The sequence below is a fragment of the Massilia sp. Root418 genome (assembly GCF_001425265.1).
Classification (GTDB): Bacteria; Pseudomonadota; Gammaproteobacteria; order Burkholderiales; family Burkholderiaceae_D; genus Rugamonas.
In genome coordinates, this window is sequence record NZ_LMEC01000011.1 from 625,914 (window position 1) to 640,555 (window position 14,642).

Annotated in this window: 15 protein-coding genes; 11 read left to right on the forward strand and 4 right to left on the reverse strand. The window is 66.1% G+C overall.

What is annotated here, in order from left to right; translation table 11 throughout:
- Positions 1-23 precede the first annotated feature (23 nt).
- The 7 genes from flhB to motD all read left to right on the forward strand — a co-directional run bounded on the left by flhB (position 24) and on the right by motD (position 8,069).
- Positions 24-1,238 (forward strand): flagellar biosynthesis protein FlhB, encoded by a 1,215-nt coding sequence (flhB, locus tag ASC94_RS10190; RefSeq protein ID WP_082616383.1) that lies wholly within the window; start codon positions 24-26, stop codon positions 1,236-1,238.
- Positions 1,235-3,382 (forward strand): flagellar biosynthesis protein FlhA, encoded by a 2,148-nt coding sequence (gene flhA, locus ASC94_RS10195; protein WP_056393930.1) that lies wholly within the window; start codon positions 1,235-1,237, stop codon positions 3,380-3,382. The genes flhB and flhA overlap by 4 nt, the downstream gene beginning before the upstream one ends.
- 218 nt (positions 3,383-3,600) lie before the next feature.
- A complete protein-coding gene (gene flhF, locus ASC94_RS10200) occupies positions 3,601-5,001 on the forward strand; it encodes a flagellar biosynthesis protein FlhF (protein ID WP_056393933.1) in 1,401 nt (466 codons plus the stop codon).
- Positions 4,994-5,818 (forward strand): hypothetical protein, encoded by an 825-nt coding sequence (locus ASC94_RS10205; protein ID WP_056393935.1) that lies wholly within the window; start codon positions 4,994-4,996, stop codon positions 5,816-5,818. Before flhF ends, ASC94_RS10205 begins: the two co-directional genes overlap by 8 nt.
- A gap of 16 nt (positions 5,819-5,834) precedes the next feature.
- A complete protein-coding gene (locus tag ASC94_RS10210) occupies positions 5,835-6,566 on the forward strand; it encodes an RNA polymerase sigma factor FliA (RefSeq protein WP_056393936.1) in 732 nt (243 codons plus the stop codon).
- Positions 6,548-7,297 carry a flagellar motor protein gene (locus tag ASC94_RS10215; RefSeq protein WP_056393939.1) on the forward strand — a complete coding sequence of 250 codons (750 nt, stop codon included), beginning with the start codon at positions 6,548-6,550 and terminating at the stop codon, positions 7,295-7,297. Before ASC94_RS10210 ends, ASC94_RS10215 begins: the two co-directional genes overlap by 19 nt.
- 1 nt (position 7,298) lies before the next feature.
- On the forward strand, positions 7,299-8,069 hold the full coding sequence (motD, locus tag ASC94_RS10220) for a flagellar motor protein MotD (protein ID WP_056393940.1): 771 nt from the start codon (positions 7,299-7,301) through the stop codon (positions 8,067-8,069).
- Between the two features lie 70 nt (positions 8,070-8,139).
- Here motD and ASC94_RS10225 read toward each other — a convergent pair whose 3' ends face one another.
- From ASC94_RS10225 to flgA, 4 genes are all read right to left on the reverse strand, one after another.
- The gene (locus ASC94_RS10225; protein WP_200955626.1) at positions 8,140-9,726 is read right to left on the reverse strand and encodes a hypothetical protein; all 1,587 of its coding nucleotides are present in this window, start codon (positions 9,724-9,726) and stop codon (positions 8,140-8,142) included.
- Positions 9,727-9,788: 62 nt separating this feature from the next.
- Positions 9,789-10,253 (reverse strand): flagella synthesis protein FlgN, encoded by a 465-nt coding sequence (locus tag ASC94_RS10230; protein ID WP_056393942.1) that lies wholly within the window; start codon positions 10,251-10,253, stop codon positions 9,789-9,791.
- A 7-nt stretch (positions 10,254-10,260) separates the two neighbouring features.
- Entirely contained in the window at positions 10,261-10,566 is a 306-nt protein-coding gene (gene flgM / locus ASC94_RS10235) for a flagellar biosynthesis anti-sigma factor FlgM (RefSeq protein WP_056393944.1), read from the reverse strand.
- An 82-nt stretch (positions 10,567-10,648) separates the two neighbouring features.
- Positions 10,649-11,365 carry a flagellar basal body P-ring formation chaperone FlgA gene (flgA, locus tag ASC94_RS10240; RefSeq protein WP_056393945.1) on the reverse strand — a complete coding sequence of 239 codons (717 nt, stop codon included), beginning with the start codon at positions 11,363-11,365 and terminating at the stop codon, positions 10,649-10,651.
- A gap of 154 nt (positions 11,366-11,519) precedes the next feature.
- Here flgA and flgB point away from each other — a divergent pair, with 154 nt between their 5' ends.
- From flgB to ASC94_RS10260, 4 genes are read left to right on the forward strand one after another with little or no spacing between them, the layout of a single operon-like run.
- Positions 11,520-11,933 carry a flagellar basal body rod protein FlgB gene (flgB, locus tag ASC94_RS10245; protein ID WP_056393947.1) on the forward strand — a complete coding sequence of 138 codons (414 nt, stop codon included), beginning with the start codon at positions 11,520-11,522 and terminating at the stop codon, positions 11,931-11,933.
- A 2-nt stretch (positions 11,934-11,935) separates the two neighbouring features.
- The gene (gene flgC / locus ASC94_RS10250; RefSeq protein WP_025595533.1) at positions 11,936-12,343 is read left to right on the forward strand and encodes a flagellar basal body rod protein FlgC; all 408 of its coding nucleotides are present in this window, start codon (positions 11,936-11,938) and stop codon (positions 12,341-12,343) included.
- A gap of 23 nt (positions 12,344-12,366) precedes the next feature.
- Entirely contained in the window at positions 12,367-13,047 is a 681-nt protein-coding gene (locus tag ASC94_RS10255; protein WP_056393949.1) for a flagellar hook assembly protein FlgD, read from the forward strand.
- Positions 13,048-13,081: 34 nt separating this feature from the next.
- Entirely contained in the window at positions 13,082-14,626 is a 1,545-nt protein-coding gene (locus tag ASC94_RS10260) for a flagellar hook protein FlgE (protein ID WP_056393950.1), read from the forward strand.
- Positions 14,627-14,642 lie beyond the last annotated feature (16 nt).

The following is a 14,642-nucleotide window of genomic DNA, read 5'->3' on the forward strand; positions in this document are numbered from 1 at the left end:
GGTGTGCAGGGCGGGAGCGCGGCATGGCAGAAGAAAGCGAAAGCGAAAAGACAGAACCGGCGTCACAGAAGCGCCTCGAGCAGGCGCGTGAAGAAGGCGACGTTCCCCGATCGCGTGAAGTTGCCACGTTTACCGTGCTGATGACGTCCGGCGCCATGCTGTGGATGTTCGGCTCCAGCCTGGTGCGCGACCTGTCCTCGGCCATGGTGTCCGGCCTGGCGCTGAGCAAGGAACAGATTTTCAATTCCGATGTCCTGCTGACCCGGGTCGGCTTCGACATCGGGCGCGTGCTGCTGGCCTGCCTGCCGCTGGGCGTGGCGGTGATGGTGGTGGCGCTGGTGTCGCCGCTGCTGGTGGGCGGCTGGCTGTTCAGCGGCAAGGCCGTTACCCCCAGCCTGATGAAACTCAATCCCATGCGCGGCCTGGGCAATATGGTGTCGACCAATGCCCTGGTGGAACTGGTGAAAGCCATCGTGAAAACCATCGTGGTCGGCTTCGTCGCCTATCTGGTCGTCATGAAGCAGAAAGATGCCGTCATCGGGCTGGCCATGGAGCCGTTCAGGCTGGGCAGCGCACATCTGCTGGACATGCTGGCCATGAGCTTCTTGTTCATTGTCGGCGCGCTGGGACTGATCGCCGCGATCGACGCGCCTTACCAGATGTGGCACTACGCTAACAAGCTGAAGATGACGCGCCAGGAAATGATCCAGGAGTCGAAGGAGTCCGACGGCAATCCTCAGATCAAGGGCAAGATCCGCCAGCTGCAGCGCGAGATGGCCAAGCGCCGCATGATGGCCGACGTGCCGACCGCCGACGTGGTGGTGACCAACCCGACCCACTACGCGGTGGCACTGAAGTACACCGAAGGCTCGGGCGCGCCTAAAGTGGTGGCCAAGGGCACCGACGAGGTGGCGGCCAAGATCCGCGAACTGGCGCGCGAGCACAAGGTGGCCATCCTGGAAGCGCCGGCGCTGGCGCGCGCGCTGTACAAGCACAGCGACATCGGCGACGAGATCCCGCAGCGCCTGTACGCGGCCGTGGCCGAAGTGCTGGCCTATGTGTTCCAGCTGCGCACCTTCAAGCCGGGCGGCCGTTATCCCGACCGGCCAGGCAAGCTGGACGTGCCGAACGACATGGACCCGAACCACCCGGCCTACGAGGCCGCCAGGCTGGCCAGGCAGCAAGCCTTGCAGAACAAGACCGACAACGCCGATAACAACAACGGAGCAGCACAATGAACAGCATCAGAATGCCCGCATGGATGAACCGCACCTTCGGCGGCATGAGCGGCGCCGGCAGCAAGAGCCTGGCCCCGCCCATCCTGATCATCATGCTGCTGGCCATGATGGTGCTGCCGCTGCCCGCCTTCGTGCTGGATTTGTTCTTCAGCTTCAACATTGCGCTGTCCATCATTGTGCTGCTGACTGCGCTTTACACCGTCAAGCCGCTGGACTTCATGGCCTTCCCGACCGTGCTGCTGGTGTCCACCATGCTGCGCCTGGCGCTGAACGTGGCTTCCACCCGCGTGGTGCTGACCGAAGGCCATACCGGCGCGGCGGCGGCCGGCAAGGTGATTGAAGCCTTCGGCCACTTCCTGATCGGCGGCAACTACACGGTCGGTATCGTCGTGTTCATCATCCTCACTATCATCAACTTCACCGTGGTCACCAAGGGCGCGGGCCGTATCGCCGAGGTGGGCGCGCGCTTCGCCCTGGACGCCATGCCGGGCAAGCAGATGGCGATCGACGCCGACTTGAACGCGGGCCTGATCGGCGAAGCCGAAGCGCGCAAGCGGCGCAGCGAAGTGTCGATGGAAGCCGAGTTCTACGGCGCCATGGACGGTGCCTCCAAATACGTGCGCGGCGACGCCATCGCCGGCATTCTGGTGACGGTGATTAACATCGTCGGCGGCCTGCTGGTCGGCCTGATCCAGCACGACCTGGCCTTTGGCGAAGCGCTCAAGACCTACACCCTGCTGGCCATCGGCGACGGCCTGGTGGCGCAGATCCCGTCGCTGGTGATCTCGATCGCGGCCGGTATCGTGGTGTCGCGCGTGGCCAGCGAGCAGGACATCGGCACCCAGGTGATCGGCCAGCTGTTCGCCAAGCCGCAAGTGCTCTACATTACCGCCGCCATCATCGGCGGCATGGGCCTGATCCCCGGCATGCCCAACCTGGTATTCCTGCTGCTGGCGGGCGTGCTGGGCGGTTCCGGCTACCTGATGGCCAAGCGTGCCAGGGGCGGCGCGGGCGGTGACGGCACGGGCGCGCCCGGCGCCCCGGCGGCCGACGGTAGCCCGGCGGCGGCAGGCGGCGCGGCAGCCCCGGCGCCCGAGCAGGAGGAGGCCAGCTGGCAGGACATCCTGCCGGTGGACACCCTGGGCCTGGAAGTGGGCTACCGCCTGATTCCCCTGGTCGACAAGACCCAGGGCGGCGAACTGCTCAAGCGCATCAAAGGCATCCGCAAGAAGTTCGCGCAGGAAGTTGGCTTCCTGGCCCCGCCGGTGCACATCCGCGACAACCTGGAACTGAAACCGTCCGCCTACCGCATCGCGCTCAAGGGCGTGGAAGTGGGCGCCGGCGAAGCCTTCAACGGCCAGTTCCTGGCCATCAACCCCGGCATGGCCAGCGGCACCTTGCCCGGCCTGGTGACGGAAGACCCGGCCTTCGGCCTGCCCGCCATCTGGATCGACGCCGGCCTGCGCGACCAGGCGCAAACCATGGGCTACACCGTGGTGGACGCAGGCACCGTGGTGGCCACCCACCTGAACCACCTGATCACCACCCACGCCTCCGAACTGCTGGGCCGCGCCGAAGTGCAGTCCCTGCTGGACCACCTGGGCAAGGAATCGCCCAAGCTGGTGGAAGACCTGGTGCCGAAGATGCTGTCGCTGTCGACCCTGCAGAAAGTGCTGCAGAACCTGCTGGCGGAAGGCGTGCACATCCGCGACATGCGCTCCATCATCGAAACGCTGGCCGAGCACACCGTGCACACGCAGGACCCGAACGAGCTGACCGCGCTGGTGCGTATCTCGCTGGGCCGGGCCATCGTGCAGCAGCTGTTCCCGGCGGGCGGCGAGCTGTCCGTGATGACCTTGGACAACCGCCTGGAACGCCTGCTGATGCAGGCGCTGGCGGCCAGCGGCCCGGACGGCGCCGGCATCGAGCCCGGCCTGGCCGACACCATCGCCCAGCAAGCGCAGGCGGCGGCCGCGCAGCAGGAAGCGCTGGGGCTGACGCCGGTGCTGCTGGTGCCCGGTCCGCTGCGCACCTTGCTGTCGCGCTTCCTGCGCCGCGCGCTGCCGCAGCTCAAAGTGCTGTCGCACGCCGAGATCCCAGAAAACAAGACCATCCGCGTCACCGCCCTGGTCGGCGCGCAGTAAGTCCAGTATCTCCGCAACCCAAAATGGGGTCAGGGTTAATATTTCGCTGTGCGGAATATTAACCCTGCCCCCATTTTGGAGGCCCGGGTTCTGAATAGGGGGCGGTTTTCGGCCCTGTTCCTCCGATCGTTTCTCCTATGCATCAGCAATAATGAAAGCATGAGAGTGAGCCGCGCCCGACTTGACGGCGCGGCACTTGTGTAACAGGGGAACCGGTCATGAACGTCAAAAAATTTACTGCACCTACGTCGCGTGAAGCGCTGCGCAAAGTACGCGAGGCCCTGGGGCCCGATGCGGTGATCTTGTCGAATCGTCCTACCGACGGCGAGGTGGAAATCCTGGCCCTCGCCAACGACGACGCCGCTTCGCTGGCGCTGCCGTCCCTGGATTCGCCGATGGCGCGTCCCGAACCGTATCTGGATCTGCCGGAAACCCCGTCCTACCTGGCGCCCCTGGCGCCGGTCGCTGCCGTGGCGCCGGCGGCCCGTCCTGTTCCTAGGATGGCTGCTCCAGCCGCGCCGGCCGCAGCCGCGCCGCGCGCGCCCGCCCCGGCGCCCGCGCCGTCGCTGGACATGGACCGCATCACCGCCCTGGTGGCCGACGCCGTCAACAGCGCCAAGGCCAACGCCGCCGCCGAGATGAGCGGCATGATGAACGAAATCCGCGCCATGCGCGGCATGATGGAAACCCAGCTGGCCGAGCTGTCCTGGGGCACGACCCAGCAGCGCGAGCCGCAGAAGGCCGCCGTGCTGCGCGAACTGCTGGCGGCCGGCTTCTCGGCCAGCCTGGCGCGCTACCTGATCGAGAAACTGCCGGCCGGGCGCGACGCCGCCGACAGCCTGCGCTGGATCAAGACCGTGTTGACCCGCAACCTGTCGGCCATCGCCAATGAGGACGCGCTGATCGAGCAGGGCGGCGTGTTCGCCCTGGTGGGCCCGACCGGCGTGGGCAAGACCACCAGCACCGCCAAGCTGGCCGCGCGCTGCGTGATGCGCCACGGCCCGGACAAGCTGGCCTTGATCACCACCGACGCCTACCGTATCGGCGCCCACGAGCAGCTGCGCATCTACGGCAAGATCCTGGGCGTGATGGTGCACTCGGTGAAGGACGAGGCCGACCTGCGCATCGCCCTGAAGGAATTGAAGAACAAGCACACCGTGCTGATCGACACCGTCGGCGTGAGCCAGCGCGACCACATGGTGGCCGAGCAGGTGGCCATGCTGCAAGGCACCGACGCCAACGTCAAGCGCCTGCTGTGCCTGAACGCCACCTCGACCCAGGAAACCCTGAACGAAGTGGTGCGTGCCTACCAGGGCAGCGGCCTGGCCGGCTGCATCATGACCAAGCTGGACGAAGCGGCCTCGCTCGGCAACGTGCTGGACGTGGTGATCCGCCAGAAACTGAACATGTTCTACGTCTCCAGCGGCCAGCGGGTGCCGGAAGACCTGCACCTGGCCGACCCGGCCGCGCTGATCGAGCGCGCCTTCCGCCTCAAGCCGGCCAGCGCCGCCAGCCAGTACGCCGACAGCGAACTGCCGCTGGTGATGGCTGCCGCCAGCGCGGCCAACGCAGCCAATGCGGCCAATGATTTCGCCCTGCGCGAGGTGCGCCTTGGCTAATTTCGATTTCGACCAGGCCGAAGGCCTGCGCCGCATGCTGGCTGGGCCGCAGCCGCGCATCGTCACCTTCCTGTCCGCCACCCCGCAGGACGACAAGGGTTCCATGCTGGTGAACCTGGGCGCCTCGCTGGCGCGCGCCGGTAACGACGTGCTGCTGGTCGATGCCTGCGCCAGCGCGCACGGCGTCGCGTCGCGCCTTGGCGTGGACGACGGCGCCAGCCTGCTGGACGTGGCGCGCCAGGAGTGCGGCCTGAACCAGGTGATCCACCAGGTGCCGCAGGGCTTCGGTGTGGTATCCATGACACGCGGCGTGGCGCGCGCCGGCCCCGACGAAACGCGCCGCCTGGCCAAGGCCTTCGACGTGCTGGCCAAGCAGACCGGCCTGGTGATCGTGGACGGGGAGTTCGACGGCGAGGCGTTTCCGGTGCCGGTGATGGCCAGTTCCGACATCGTGGTGCAGGTCTCCAACAGCGCCACCTCGATCAAAAACGCCTACAGCATGATCAAGCGCCTGAACCACGAACTGGGCCGCCGTCCCTTCGGCATCGTGGTAACGGGCGCATCCGAGGCCGAAGCGAAGGTGGTTTACGATAATATGGCGCAAGCGGCGAGCCGATACCTGGCCGTCACCCTGGTTTCCATGGGTTCGGTGCCGGCCGATGAGTACTTGCAGCGCGCGGCGCGCCTGGGGCGCGCGGTGGTCGATGCCTTTCCTCTGGCCGGTGCATCGGTCGCGTTCCGGCAACTGGCAGGCCGTCTGGCGCTGGCCGGTGCGCCTCAATTCCGTACGGGGAGCAGCAACCATTTTAGCGTCTGAGAAAAATTAGAACGATATGTACACGGCCAAAGGGAAAGCGGACAAGAACTCGCTGCTGACGGAGCACATGCCGCTGGTGAAGCGGCTGGCCCACCATATGAAGGCCAAATTACCACCCAGCGTGGAAGTCGATGACCTGGTCCAGGCCGGCATGATAGGCTTGCTCGATGCAATCAACCGCTACGAGGAAACCCACGGCGCGCAGTTTGAAACCTATGCCGTGATGCGCATCCGCGGCGCCATGCTCGACGAGCTGCGCAACAGCGACTGGATGCCGCGCAGCATGCGCCAGGACATGCGCAAGATCGAAACCGCCATGGCCACCCTGCAGCAGCGCCTGGGCCGCCCGCCGAGCGAATCGGAAGTGGCCAAGTCGCTCAAGCTGTCGCTGGCCGACTACCAGGAAATGCTGTCCGAAGGCGGCGGCCACCAGCTGATCTATTACGAGGATTTCCGCGACGACGACGGCGGCGAAAGCTTCCTCGACCGCTTCCATAGCGACGAGGATGCCGACCCGCTGCGCGCGCTGCTCGACACCGACTTCCGCCAGGCCGTGATCGATGCCATCGACGCGCTGCCGCCGCGCGAGAAAATGTTGATGGGCTTGTACTACGAGGAAGAATTGAACTTGAAGGAAATTGGCGCCGTCATGGGCGTATCCGAATCACGCGTATCGCAGCTGCATACGCAAGCGGTAGCGCGGCTGCGCGCCTCGTTACGGGAGCAGGCATGGACTGGGCCAGCATAGCAGGACTGATACTGGGCGTGGCCGGCGTGCTGATCGGCCAGGGCCTCGAAGGCGGCAAGCTGAGCTCGCTGCTCCAGCCGGCCGCGTTCGCCATCGTGGTGATCGGTACCCTGGGCGCGGTGCTGCTGCAGACCCGTCCGGCCACCTTCGTGCGCGGGCTGCGCATGGCCAGGTGGATCGTGGCGCCGCCGCCCGACACCCGCATCGCGCTGGCGCGCGACATCGGCGCCTGGAACACCACTGCCAAGCGCGACGGCATGCTGGCGCTGGAGCGCTACATGCTCTCGTCCAAGGACAAGTTCAACGTCAAGGGCCTGCGCCTGATCGTCGACGGCATCAACCCCGACAAGCTGCGCAACCTGCTCGACACCGAAATCACCGCCTTTGAAACGGCCGAGCGCCAGGCGGTGCGGATCTGGGAATCGGCGGCCGGCTACTCGCCCACCATCGGCATCCTGGGCGCGGTGCTGGGCCTGATCCAGGTGATGGAGAACCTGGCCGACCCGGCCAAGCTGGGCTCGGGCATCGCCATCGCCTTCGTCTCCACCATTTACGGCGTGGGCCTGGCCAACCTGATCTTCTACCCCATCGCCAACAAGCTCAAGGTCATCGTCACGCAGCAGGTGCATCAGCAGGAAATCGCGGCGGCCGTGTTCTACGACATCGCCACGGGCGACCACAGCCGCGTGATCGACGAGCGCATCGCCACCTTGCTGCGCGAGTACCACTGAGATGGAACGCCGCGCGCGCAGGAAGTTCGACGACGAGCCTGAAAACCACGAGCGCTGGCTGATCTCCTATGCCGACTTCATCACGCTGCTGTTCGCGTTTTTCGTGGTGATGTACTCGATCGCCGCCGTCAACACCGGCAAGTACAAGATCTTTTCGGACGCGCTGGGCGACGCCTTCGGCGGCCAGGGCGCGGCCAAGCCCATCAACACCCAGGTGCAGAACCTGCCCATCCCCAATCCCGCGCTGCGCCGGCGCACCGAGCTGCTGCGCAAGGAAAAGGAGCAGATGACCAAGCTGGCGCAGGATTTGCTGTCCACGCTGGCGCCGCTGGTCAAGGAAGGCAAGGTGCGGGTGACGCAGAACAGCCGCGGCGTGAGCGTGGAAATCAACGCCAGCGTGCTGTTCGATCCGGGCGCGGCGGTGCTCACCAGCGAATCGCGCGAAGCGCTGCAGGCGGTGGCCGTGCTGCTCAAGCAAGACCCGCACGCAGTGCAAGTGGAAGGGCACACCGACAACCAGCCCATCCGCAACAACAACTTCCCGTCCAACTGGGAGCTGTCGGCCTCGCGCGCCGGCGCCGTGGTGCGGCTGTTCATCGACGCCGGCGTGGCGCCGTCGCGGCTGACGGCGGTGGGCCACGCCGACAACCACCCGGTCGCGCCCAACGAGCAGCCCGACGGCCGCGCCCGCAACCGCCGCGTGGCGGTCACCATCCTCTCCGGCATCCCCGACCCCGCCACCGAAGTCCCCACCACCCCGCCACCCCCGTAAAAAAATGGGGTCAGGGTTAATTATTCGAGAAACAATTGCCCGAATAATTAACCCTGACCCCATTTTTTATTCAGCTCCGGGCGCGTTTGCGGCGGCGGTGCCAGTGCCAGCCGGCGCCGGCCATGCCGAGCAGCATGCCGCCCACCGGGGCGGGGACCGGCAGGCTGCTTTCTTCGGCCGGCGCCGGGCCGTCGCGCAGTGCGGCGGGGAAGGGGCGCGGCGGGACTGGCACGATCTGCCATTGCGCCTGGTCTTGCGGCGCGCGCGCCATGTATTCGTCGATGGAGAACACGGGCGCGGAGCCGAAGGCGCGGCTGGAGGGCACTTGCGGGATGTGCACCAGCACCAGCGCTTCGACGTCCTCCTGCAGCTGGCGCTCGTAGGCGCTCAGGGCGCGGCCGGGCGGATTACCGCCGAGCAGCTGCAGCAGGTCCTGGCCCAGCGCGGCGAAGGCCACCGCAGGATAGAGCCGGGTCTGCTCTTCGGTGAAGTAGTCGTAGGCTCGGTGGCCGCTGGCCAGGCTCATGTCCTTGGCGGCCTTGTAGCCGTAGGCGCCGATGGCTTTCAGGCGGCCGGTGGGCCCCTGCTCGGGTACTTGCCAGCCGAGCGCCTTGAACACGTCCATGCTGATGCCGGCGCAGTTGGCGGCTGCGTGGCGGTAGCGGAAGTCGTGCCGGTAGAAGCGGCGGAAGGTGTCCTGGATGCGGCTTTGGTAGGCTCGCGCGGTGCGCGCGTCGCGCAGCAAGGCGACCAGCATGGTGGACGGGCGGTAGTATTGCTGGCCGCTGTTGAGGTCCATCAGGTAGTTGTCCATCGGCACCATGGCGGCGACGATGCCTTTTTCGCTGTAGCTGTCCAGGTTGTAGAAGTTGTTCACCATCCAGTCGGCCCATTCGCCTTGCCGGCCCAGGCGGCCGGTGGCAACCGCGAAGTGGCCGCCGTAGGCTTCGTCATCGTCGCCCTGGGCGCCGTTCAGCATGATGGCCAGCACGGCCTTGCCGCCCCAGTCGCGCGCGCCGGCTGGCTGGCGCTCCCAGACCAGGCGCGCGGCGTAGGGACTGCGCGCGCCGCCGTTGTCCTGGCGCACGAAGCCGGCCAGGCTGTCGCTGCCCGGGAGCGGCTGCGGGCGCAGCACGGCGGTGTCGATGACGAAGTCGCGCGGCCAGATGGTGCGTGCTTCGAAGATGGGCTGGCCGGCCTGCTCGCGCAGGGTGCCGCGTACGCGCACCTCGCGCTGGCGGAAGAAGTTCAGGCTGCTGGCGTCGAACCAGGAGCGGTTGGAAGCGAGCTTGGGCACCAGCCGCATGGGTAGCGCCGGCGCGCCGGCCACCTGCAGGGCCTGGCCGGACGGCGCCAGCGTGGCTTGCGGCACCAGTTGCGGCGCGCCCAGCCAGACCAGGTCCGGCAGGGCGGAGCCGGCGGCGGGCTGGCGCGGCACGGCCAGGCCTTCATCCTGGAAGTACCACAGCGCCTGGCGCGGCGCGCAGCCCTGGCAGCGGCCGTCGCTGTAGCGGAACTGGTTGCTGTCGTACAGGCCGAGCCGTTCGCCTTCGAGCGCGGACGCAATGGGCGCCGGTGGGAGGGCAGCGTGGGCCGCAGCCGCTGCGGCAAGGTTCAGCGCCAGGGCGCCGGCGGCAAGACGGGTTGGTGTGTGCATGGATGCATTATGCAAGACTTTGCATTAAATGCATCATTTCCGGCCGTCATGATTGACGTGCGTCAACCTGCCAGGAAGCCCCTGCGCGGGTTGGCCGGGGTGGGCTGGCCGCTTGGGCCGTAGAAATTGCCTTGCGCCTGGGGCCGCAGCGCTTGCAGCGCGCCCTGGGTGTGGCTGAGGTGTTTGCTGATGAGGGTGCCGTTCAGGCGGTTCAGTTCCTTGGCTTCGCGCGTCAGTTCCAGCACCTGCGCCCACAGCGGGGAGGCGTCGGCGTCGCCGCTGGCGGCCAGCCAGGCTTCCATGCCGGCTTCTTCCGCCTTGTAGCCTGCCGCGCCCAGCGCTGCATGGCGCTGGCTGGCCAGCACGGCCATGTCGTTGACGAGGGCGGATTTCCTCGGCGTCAATTCCGTCAGTCCATCGATGTCCGCCGTCACCAGTTGCTGTTGTTCCTGCTTCAGTACTTCCAGCAGGGCGGTGATGACGCGCTGTTCTTCGCGCAGGCTGGACATGGGCGAGACGGATTGCATGATTTACCTATCTTTTACGTGAGTGCAGCAGATCCTTGACCGTTTCCAGCAAGCCATCCGCCACTTTTTCAGAGTTGACCTGGAACTGCCCATCGGCAATCGCAAGCTTGATGCGTTCCACTTTTTTCGTGTCGAACACGGCGCTGTTGCCGCTGGCCCCGCTGGCGGCCATGGCCTGGCCCTGGGCCGACAGTTTGACGCTGTCGGTGCTGATGGGGGCGGTGCTGGCCTTGTCGGCGCCGCGCGCGGTGGTGTTCGTGGCAGGCGAGGCTGGCAGGCCCGGCGTGCTCTTGACTGAGTCGTTAATTTTCACAGCAATATCCTCGTCTGGTTGGGGTATACAAACCCCGGGATCTGAGTCATTAACGGCGCCGTGATCATAAACTTTAGCGGTTTTAAAACGCAACCTCCACCAGCCCTCCGGCTTTCGCCACACCGCTGACCTGCTGGCCCCCTGCGGTGCGCACCTGCACGATCTGTCCTTCGGACGCGGCGGCCACCGCGCGCGCCTCGGCCGAGACGCGGAATCCCGCCCCGCCCGAGACCACCCGCACCAGCTGCCCGGCCATGATGACCGGCTTGCTGCGCAGCGTGTCGAGCCGCATCGGCGTGCCGGCCGCCAGCGAGACGTTGCTGCTGCGGCCGGCGACCTGGCCGATGTCGGTGGCTATGCCGGCTGGCAATGTTGTCAGATCGCCCTTGACCAGCACCAGCTGGCCCGCCTCGATGGGCTGGCCCTGGGCCAGCGGCACGGCGCTGGCCACGTAGTCGGCCTGCACGGTCACGTTGGCTTGAATATACACCGTCCATGCGGAAGGGGCCGCACAGCGCACGCCCACCGTGGTCTTGCCCCAGGCGCGCGCGCCGGGCATGAAAAAGGTCTGCAGCTGGGGGCAGGGCGCCAGCGCCATGCGCTGGTCGATGGCGCCGACATTGACGGCCACCGTGCCGGGCAGGCCTACGGTTTGCGTCTGCAGGAACTGCTCCACGGCCTGGCGCAGGGCGCTCAGGTCCTGGCGCGCGGCCAGGGCCGGCACCGGGGCGGGCAATGGCGCTGCGGCCTGGGCGGCGGCGCTCAGCAATAAGAGTGCGGTGATCAGTATGCGTGTCATGGCGGCTTTCCTCGAATGTGGCCATGATAGCCCTCGCGCGCGCAGCCGAAGCGGGGAATAGGACGGCAATTCCGGGGCTGCTCGCCCGATCGGATGCGCGTGCCCGTCCGTATCATCGATCCTGTCACCAATAGAAAGTGGGCGGGAGGGAACGATGTTAGGGAAACTGGACGAATTCATGCGCTTCAACGAAACGGCCTTGAGCCTGCGTTCGCAGCGCCAGACCGTGCTGGCGTCTAATATCGCCAACGCCGACACGCCGAACTTCAAGGCCAAGGACATCGACTTCACGGCTGCGCTGACCAGCGCCATGGCCGGCGCGGCCCAGCCCCTGAAGACCACGGCGCAGAAACATTTCCCCGTCCCCCAGCAAGGAGCTGGCACGCTGCCCGACGGCACGCCGCTGCAGTACCGCGGCATCGTGCAGGGCGCGGTCGACGGCAATACGGTGGACATGGATGTGGAACGCAACCAGTTCGCCGACAACGCGCTGCGCTACGAGGCCGGCATTACGCTGATCAATTCCCAGATCAAGGGCTTGATGGCGGCGATCCAGGGAGGGCAATAATCATGTCGCTGTTTAGTATTTTCAATGTTTCCGGTTCGGCCATGAGCGCGCAGGCGCAGCGCCTGAACGTGGTGGCCAGCAACCTGGCCAATGCCGACAGCGCCACCAGCGCCAGCGGCGAGGCTTACCGCGCCAAGCAGGTGGTGTTCGAGGCGCAGCCGGCCGCCAATGGTGGCGCGTCCACCGGCGTGAAGGTGCAGCGCGTGATCGAGGATCCGTCGCCGCTCAAGCAGGTGTACGACCCCAAGCATCCCATGGCCGACGAGAAGGGCTATGTCAGCATGCCCAACGTGAACGTGGTGGACGAGATGGTCAACATGCTGTCGGCCTCGCGCTCCTACCAGACCAACGTGGAAACCATGAACGCCGCCAAGACCCTGCTGCTGAAAACACTGACCATCGGCCAGTAAACAAACAGAAGAGAAAGAGAATTATGCCCACCGCCGCCACTACCGCCGCCCCTGTTACCGATGTGCTGCTGAACGCTGTCAACCCGAAGAAGGCCGTTGCCACCGACAGCGTGCAGGCCGACACCGACAAGTTCATGACCCTGCTGGTGACCCAGCTGAAGAACCAGGACCCGATGAGTCCGCTGGATAACGCGCAGATCACCAGCCAGCTGGCGCAGCTCTCCACCGTGACCGGCGTGAACAAGCTCAACACCACCCTGGAATCGCTCAAGTCGAGCTACCAGTCGGCCGAGAGCGTGCAGGCGGCAGGCATGATCAACCATGGCGTGCTGTCCGAAGGCAAAAATATCGGCCTGGCCGACGGCAAGGCCATTTTCGGCATCGACCTGGCCACGCCGGCCGATACGGTCGATATCGTCATCAAGAACGCCGCCGGCAAGGAAGTGGACGTGATCCAGCTGGAGAATCAGCCGGCCGGTACCATGCCCATCACCTGGGACGGCAAGGCCTCCGACGGCAAGACGCTGGGCAACGGCAATTATGTATTCAGCGTGGAAGCGCGCTCCGGCGGCAAGGTGCTGAAGGACGCCGTCGGCCTGCAGTTCGGCGTGGTGGCCAGCGTGTCCACCGGCGCCGGCGGCGTCAAGCTGAACGTGCCCACTTCCGGACAGCTGAGCATGTCCGACATCAAACAAATCCTGTAACCACTTTGTCACCCACCACCGCATAGGGGAAATCATGTTCCAACAAGGACTCAGCGGCCTGAACGCCGCAGCCAAATCGCTGGACGTCATCGGCAACAACATCGCCAACGCCAGCACCGTGGGTTTCAAAGGCTCGCAAGCGCAATTCGCCGACCTGTACGCCAACTCGCTGAACGGCGTGAGCGGCAACAACGCCGGCATCGGCGTGTCGGTGTCGCGCCTGGCGCAGCAGTTCACCCAGGGCAATATCGAAACGTCCAACAATCCGCTGGATATCTCCATCAACGGCGGCGGCTTCTTCCGCACCACCACGCCCAGCGGCGGCGTGCAGTACAGCCGCAACGGCCAGTTCCAGCTGGACAAGACCGGCACCATCATCAACGCCCAGGGCAATGCGCTGACCGGCTATCCCGTGACCAAGGACGGCGTGGTGCTGCAGGGCGCGCCCGGCCCGATCAAGATCGACACCGCCGACCTGGTGCCGGTGGAAACCACCAAGGCCAACTTCGAGCTGAACCTGGATTCGCGCAGCAAGGTGCCGGAGAAAGTGCCGTTCAACGCGCTCGACCCGCTGACCTACAACAAGCAGACCGTGCTGGACGTGTACGACAGCCTGGGTAACGCGCACGTGATGTCCACCTTCTACGTCAAGACCGACGCCAACACCTGGGACGTCTACGTTGCCAGCGACGGCGTCGAGCAGGCGGCGGCGGCGGTGGCTGCCGTGGTCAACAACGACGCCACCCTGAAGCCGCTGCGCGCGGACTACCAGGCTGCCGTGCAGAGCGGCGACCCGGCCGCGATCGCCGCCGCCAACACTGCCTACTCGGCCGCCGCCGGCGCGCTGATGTTCGCCGAGCTGGACGCGTTGCCGAACGCCACCCAGGCCCAGCGCGACAGGCTGACTGCCGCCTTCACCGCCCCCACCGACGTGGGAGCCATTGTCGGCACCAGCCCGGACAAGATCAATGCGGCGCTGGCCGCCGCCATCAGCGCGCCCGCCAGCAAGGTCGGCACCCTGGTGTTCGACCAGAAGGGTTCGATCAGCACCACCGCCATGGCCGCGCTGACCCCGGCCCAGACGCTGCCGTTCAACATCACCTTGCCGATCTTCCCGGACACCGGCTCGATCGAGCCACTGGTGATTGAAACCTCGTTCACCGGCACCACCCAGTACGGCACCGCCACCAGCGAGAAGGCGTCCACCCAGGACGGCTACTCGTCAGGTCACCTGGAGCGCTTCGCGGCCGGCGCCGACGGCGTGATCCTGGGCCAGTACAGCAACGGCAAGTCGCGTCCGCTGGGCCAGATCGTGCTGGTTACCTTCGCCAACCCGGACGGCCTGACTCCGCTGGGCAACAATGCCTGGTCGGAAAGTTCGGCATCGGGCACGCCGCAGGTGGGCACGCCGGGCACCGGCGCCAACGGCCAGCTGCGCTCGGCCTCGGTGGAAACCTCGAACGTGGATCTGACGGCCGAGCTGGTCAACATGATCACCGCGCAGCGCGTCTACCAGGCCAACTCGCAGACCATCAAGACCCAGGACCAGGTCCTGCAGACGCTGGTCAACCTGCGTTAATTAAAAAAGGAAGCTA

Coding starts and splice junctions, on each gene's coding strand:
- flhB (WP_082616383.1), top strand. CDS start 24: ATGGCAGAAGAAAGCGAAAGCGAAAAGACAGAACCGGCGTCACAGAAG.
- flhA (WP_056393930.1), top strand. CDS start 1,235: ATGAACAGCATCAGAATGCCCGCATGGATGAACCGCACCTTCGGCGGC.
- flhF (WP_056393933.1), top strand. CDS start 3,601: ATGAACGTCAAAAAATTTACTGCACCTACGTCGCGTGAAGCGCTGCGC.
- ASC94_RS10210 (WP_056393936.1), top strand. CDS start 5,835: ATGTACACGGCCAAAGGGAAAGCGGACAAGAACTCGCTGCTGACGGAG.
- ASC94_RS10215 (WP_056393939.1), top strand. CDS start 6,548: ATGGACTGGGCCAGCATAGCAGGACTGATACTGGGCGTGGCCGGCGTG.
- motD (WP_056393940.1), top strand. CDS start 7,299: ATGGAACGCCGCGCGCGCAGGAAGTTCGACGACGAGCCTGAAAACCAC.
- ASC94_RS10225 (WP_200955626.1), bottom strand. CDS start 9,726: ATGCACACACCAACCCGTCTTGCCGCCGGCGCCCTGGCGCTGAACCTT.
- ASC94_RS10230 (WP_056393942.1), bottom strand. CDS start 10,253: ATGCAATCCGTCTCGCCCATGTCCAGCCTGCGCGAAGAACAGCGCGTC.
- flgA (WP_056393945.1), bottom strand. CDS start 11,365: ATGACACGCATACTGATCACCGCACTCTTATTGCTGAGCGCCGCCGCC.
- flgB (WP_056393947.1), top strand. CDS start 11,520: ATGTTAGGGAAACTGGACGAATTCATGCGCTTCAACGAAACGGCCTTG.
- flgC (WP_025595533.1), top strand. CDS start 11,936: ATGTCGCTGTTTAGTATTTTCAATGTTTCCGGTTCGGCCATGAGCGCG.
- ASC94_RS10255 (WP_056393949.1), top strand. CDS start 12,367: ATGCCCACCGCCGCCACTACCGCCGCCCCTGTTACCGATGTGCTGCTG.
- ASC94_RS10260 (WP_056393950.1), top strand. CDS start 13,082: ATGTTCCAACAAGGACTCAGCGGCCTGAACGCCGCAGCCAAATCGCTG.